The 4,066-nt window shown below is 71.1% G+C and carries 4 protein-coding genes and 1 pseudogene; 3 read left to right on the forward strand and 2 right to left on the reverse strand.

The features are described 5' to 3' along the window. Together BKE38_RS24900 and BKE38_RS24905 are read right to left on the reverse strand one after the other, a co-directional pair. Positions 1-1,608, reverse strand: a 1,608-nt coding sequence (locus tag BKE38_RS24900) for a tetratricopeptide repeat protein (protein WP_076959916.1), incomplete at its 3' end; no start/stop codon positions are given. Next, positions 1,598-1,882, reverse strand: coding sequence for a BolA family protein (locus BKE38_RS24905; RefSeq protein WP_076959917.1), 285 nt, complete (start codon positions 1,880-1,882; stop codon positions 1,598-1,600). The genes BKE38_RS24900 and BKE38_RS24905, both read right to left, overlap by 11 nt. A 97-nt stretch (positions 1,883-1,979) precedes the next feature. Between BKE38_RS24905 and BKE38_RS24910 the strand changes: the two genes are divergently transcribed. The 3 genes and pseudogenes from BKE38_RS24910 to BKE38_RS24920 all read left to right on the forward strand — a co-directional run. Next, positions 1,980-2,600 (forward strand): DnaJ domain-containing protein, encoded by a 621-nt coding sequence (locus tag BKE38_RS24910; protein ID WP_076959918.1) that lies wholly within the window; start codon positions 1,980-1,982, stop codon positions 2,598-2,600. Between the two features lie 109 nt (positions 2,601-2,709). Continuing rightward, positions 2,710-3,717, forward strand: a complete 1,008-nt coding sequence (cobS, locus tag BKE38_RS24915; RefSeq protein WP_076959919.1) for a cobaltochelatase subunit CobS — start codon at positions 2,710-2,712, stop codon at positions 3,715-3,717. Positions 3,718-3,808: 91 nt separating this feature from the next. Continuing rightward, positions 3,809-4,066, forward strand: a pseudogene (locus BKE38_RS24920) (cobaltochelatase subunit CobT); the annotation flags it as partial.

Genomic DNA, 4,066 nt, shown 5'->3' on the forward strand with positions numbered 1-4,066 from the left:
GGCCGAGGGCGGGCCCAGCCGCTTGTGGATCGCCTGCACCTTGGCGTCGTCGGGCAGCAGCGTCGCGGCCTGCATCGCCACCTTCTGCGCCGGCACCAGATGGCCGCTACGCTCCAGCGCCCGGGCTAGGCCGACATAGGCGGTGCCGTTCCCCGGGGTCATGGCCAGGACGCGGCGGAAGATCGGCTCGGCCTCGGCCGGCTCGCCGACATAGAGCAGCAGCTGCCCGAGCCAGAGGCAGGTCTCGGCATCGACCTCGGGGTCTTCCAGCAGGCGGCGGGCCATGGCCACGGCCTCGGCGCGGTCGCCGCGCGCGGCCAGCACCTGGCTGAGGCCGAGCAGCGCCTTGGGATGCGTCGCCTCGTGCTGCAGCACGGCGCGGAACTGGGTCTCGGCCTCGTCGGCGCGGCCGGTGTTCAGCAGCAGCTGCGCCAGGTGCATGCGCAGCTTCAGGTCGGCCGGGATGACCTGGACGCCCTGCTGGCAGAGCGAGACGGCCTCGCCCAGCCGCTTCTGCCCGCCCAGGCACAGGCTCAGCCCGATATAGGCATTGCCCAGGTCGGGCCGCAGCGCCAGCGCGGCGCGAAAGATCTTCTCGGCCTCGGGCAGGTCGGCCAGGGCCAGCATCAGATGGCCGGCGCGCGCGATCAGCGCGGCGTCCTGCGGCCAGGCCTTGGTCTGCAGCAGCACCGCATGGCGGGCACGGCGCGGCTGCTTGCGGGCGCGCAGGTCGCCGACGCGGAGCGCCAGCTGGCGCTGCAGGTCGCCGCTCAGGATGCCGCGCGACAGGCCCAGGCGCTTGGCCCGCTTCCACAGCCGGTTGGCCAGGCGGATATGGCCGTGGCGGAAGGCGGCATTGGCGACATGGCGGGCCCAGTGCGGGCTGACATGGCGGCGGGCGCGCATCACGGCCGCCAGCTGCGGCAGGTCGCGCGCCAGCATCAGCTGCAGCACCTGGCCGAGGAAGCGGCTGTCGACCAGCAGCCAGATGGCGGCATGGCTCATGAAGGGCGTGCGCAGCCAGTGCACGCCGGCGTCGCGCGCCAGCAGGGTCGACTGGCCGTTGTCCTCGGCCATGTAGGGATCGGCCAGCATGACGGCGAAGTCGCCGGCCTCGCCCGGGGCGACCGCCATGGAACCGTGCAGGGCCGGGTCGTAGAAGCGGTGGAAGCGGGTGTCCCAGGGGCATTCCGCCGGGTCGATGGTGGCCTGCGGGCAGATGCCCAGGCTCTGCTCGCAGCCCAGCCGCGCCGCATGCTTCAGCGCCGCATAGCCGCCCATGCTGTAGCCATAGGCGATGGCCGGGCCTTGGAAGGCGGCCCGCACCGCCGGCGCCGCCGCCTCGACCGAGGCCACCGGGAACCAGTTCTCGCGCTTCGCCACCAGGCCGATGGTGTTCAGGCCGAGCTTCTCCGCCGGCTCCTGCCCCCAGACCGCGTCGCCGCGCGGGCGGAAGGTCAGGTCGGCGAAGGTCACCAGGGTCAGTGCGCTCTCCGCCGGCCGGTGCACCACCAGGATATGCTCGTCCTCGTAGAGGATGATGCCGGGGACCGGCTCTCGGGCCGGGGCTGCTGGCTTGGGCGCGGCCTTGCCGGCCTCAACGGCCATCGGCCGCCTCCTCGGGCGTCAGCAGCTGCAGCGATAGGGCATGCAGCCCGCCGGTGAATTCGGGGGCCAATGCGGCATGCACGGCGCGCGACCGTGCCACGCGGCTCATGCCGCGGAAATCGGGCGTCGTCAGGCGCAGGCTGTAGTGGGTCTCGCCCCCCGGCCGGGCGCCGGCATGGCCGGCATGCTGGTGGCTGTCGTCCTGCAGACGGAGCTCGGCGGCGGTGAAGGCGCTGAGCAGCAGGGCGTGGATGCGTTCGGCGCGTGTCGACATGGCTTCGGGGTTTTCCACGCCCGGCTACGGCTGCCAAGCGAAAGGTTTGCAATCTGCCGCCTTGCGGCCTCCGCGATCCGCGACCATAAACCTCCAAATGGCCCGCCGCGGCGAACGTCCCCGAACCGACAGCTCCACCCCCTTCAAGCCGTGCGATGCGCCCGGCTGTGAGGCGCCGGGCGAGTTCCGCGCCCCGCGTGATCGCTCACGCCTGCGCGATTACCATCATTTCTGCCTCGAGCATGTCCGCGCCTACAACCAGGCCTGGGACTACTACAAGGGCATGAGCTCGGACGAGATCGAGGCCAATCTGCGCGAGGACACCAGCTGGCAGCGGCCGACCTGGCCGCTCGGCCGGCTTGGCGCCCAGCGCAAGCTGAACCCCGAGATGTTCCGCGACCCGCTGGGCCTGTTCGGCCAGGCGCCGCCGACGCCGCGCAAATCCGCCAAGGAAGCGCCGCCGGAGCTGCGCGCCGCGCTCGACATGCTGGGGCTCGGCTGGCCGCTGGAGAATGATGCGCTGCGCGCCCGTTACAAGGAGCTGGCGAAGCGCTACCATCCGGACACCAATGGCGGCGACAAATCCGCCGAGGACCGGCTGAAGGACATCAACCGCGCCTACAGCCTGCTGCGCAAGCGGCTGGCCAGCCAGGCCGCCGAGGAGGGCCGCGAGGCCGCCCCCGGCGGATCCCCTGGCGCCGCCAGCCGGGCCGCCTGACGCAGCGCCAGAACGAACGAGCGAGAGACCAGACCCGATCGCGTCAGCCCCAAGCCTGCGGTTCGCCGCCGCGGGGCGCGCCACGAGAGCCGAGAGCAAGAGAGCCCGAATGACCAAGGTCGCCACCCTTTCCGACGTCCGCCCCACCTCGTCCATCGACCAGCCGGACATCACCGTGAAGGTGCGCGAGGTCTTCGGCATCGACAGCGACCTCGAGGTTCCGGCCTATTCCTTCCGCACGGAGCATGTGCCGGAAGTCGATTCCACCTACAAGTTCGACCGCGACACCACGCTGGCCATCCTGGCGGGCTTCGCCTTCAATCGCCGCGTCATGGTCCAGGGCTATCACGGCACCGGCAAGTCGACGCATATCGAGCAGGTCGCCTCGCGCCTCAACTGGCCCTGCATCCGCGTCAACCTGGACAGCCACATCAGCCGCATCGACCTGATCGGCAAGGACGCCATCGTCCTGAAGGACGGCAAGCAGGTCACCGAGTTCCGCGAAGGCATCCTGCCCTGGGCCCTGCAGCATCCCTGCGCCATGGTCTTCGACGAGTATGACGCGGGCCGCCCGGACGTCATGTTCGTCATCCAGCGCGTGCTCGAGGTCGAGGGCAAGCTGACCCTGCTGGACCAGAACCGCGTGATCCGGCCGCACCCGGCCTTCCGCCTCTTCGCCACCGCCAACACGGTTGGCCTGGGCGACACCACCGGCCTCTATCACGGCACCCAGCAGATCAATCAGGGCCAGATGGACCGCTGGAACATCGTCGCCACCCTGAACTACCTGCCGCATGCGCAGGAAAGCGCCATTGTCGCCGCCAAGATGAACATCGCCGAGGGCGACACCGCCGGCCGCAAGCGCATCGAGGCCATGGTGGCGCTGGCCGACCTGACGCGGGCCGGCTTCATCGCCGGCGACATCTCCACCGTCATGTCGCCGCGCACCGTCATCACCTGGGCCGAGAACGCCAAGATCTTCGGCGATGTCGGCTTCGCCTTCCGCCTCTCCTTCCTGAACAAGTGCGACGAGGCGGAGCGGTCGACCGTCGCCGAGTACTACCAGCGCTGCTTCAACGAGGAAGTGCCGACGGGGCTGCTCGTTCGCAAGAACTGAGACCGCGGCCAGGAGGGGCGCCGCCCCTCCTGGACCTCCCCGCCGGGGTGACAGGGTCACCCCGGACCCCGCCTATTCACGGGAGCCGGCCATGAGCGGCAGCAAGGACCTGACGCGTCAGGAAGAATTCAAGCGGGCCACGGCCGGCACGCTCCGCGCCATGGCGGGCACGGCCGAGGTGCAGGTGGCCTTCCAGCCCGGCCCCTCCGGCCTCGCCGGCAAGCGCGCCCGCCTGCCGCTGCCCACCCGCGCGCTGCCGCCGGCCGAGATGGCCCGGCTGCGCGGCGCGGCGGACGCCATCGCGCTGCGGCTGCGCCACCATGACGAGGCGGCCCACGCCGCCCGCACC

It is taken from the genome of Teichococcus deserti (genome assembly GCF_001982615.1).
GTDB classification, from domain to species: Bacteria; Pseudomonadota; Alphaproteobacteria; order Acetobacterales; family Acetobacteraceae; genus Pseudoroseomonas; species Pseudoroseomonas deserti.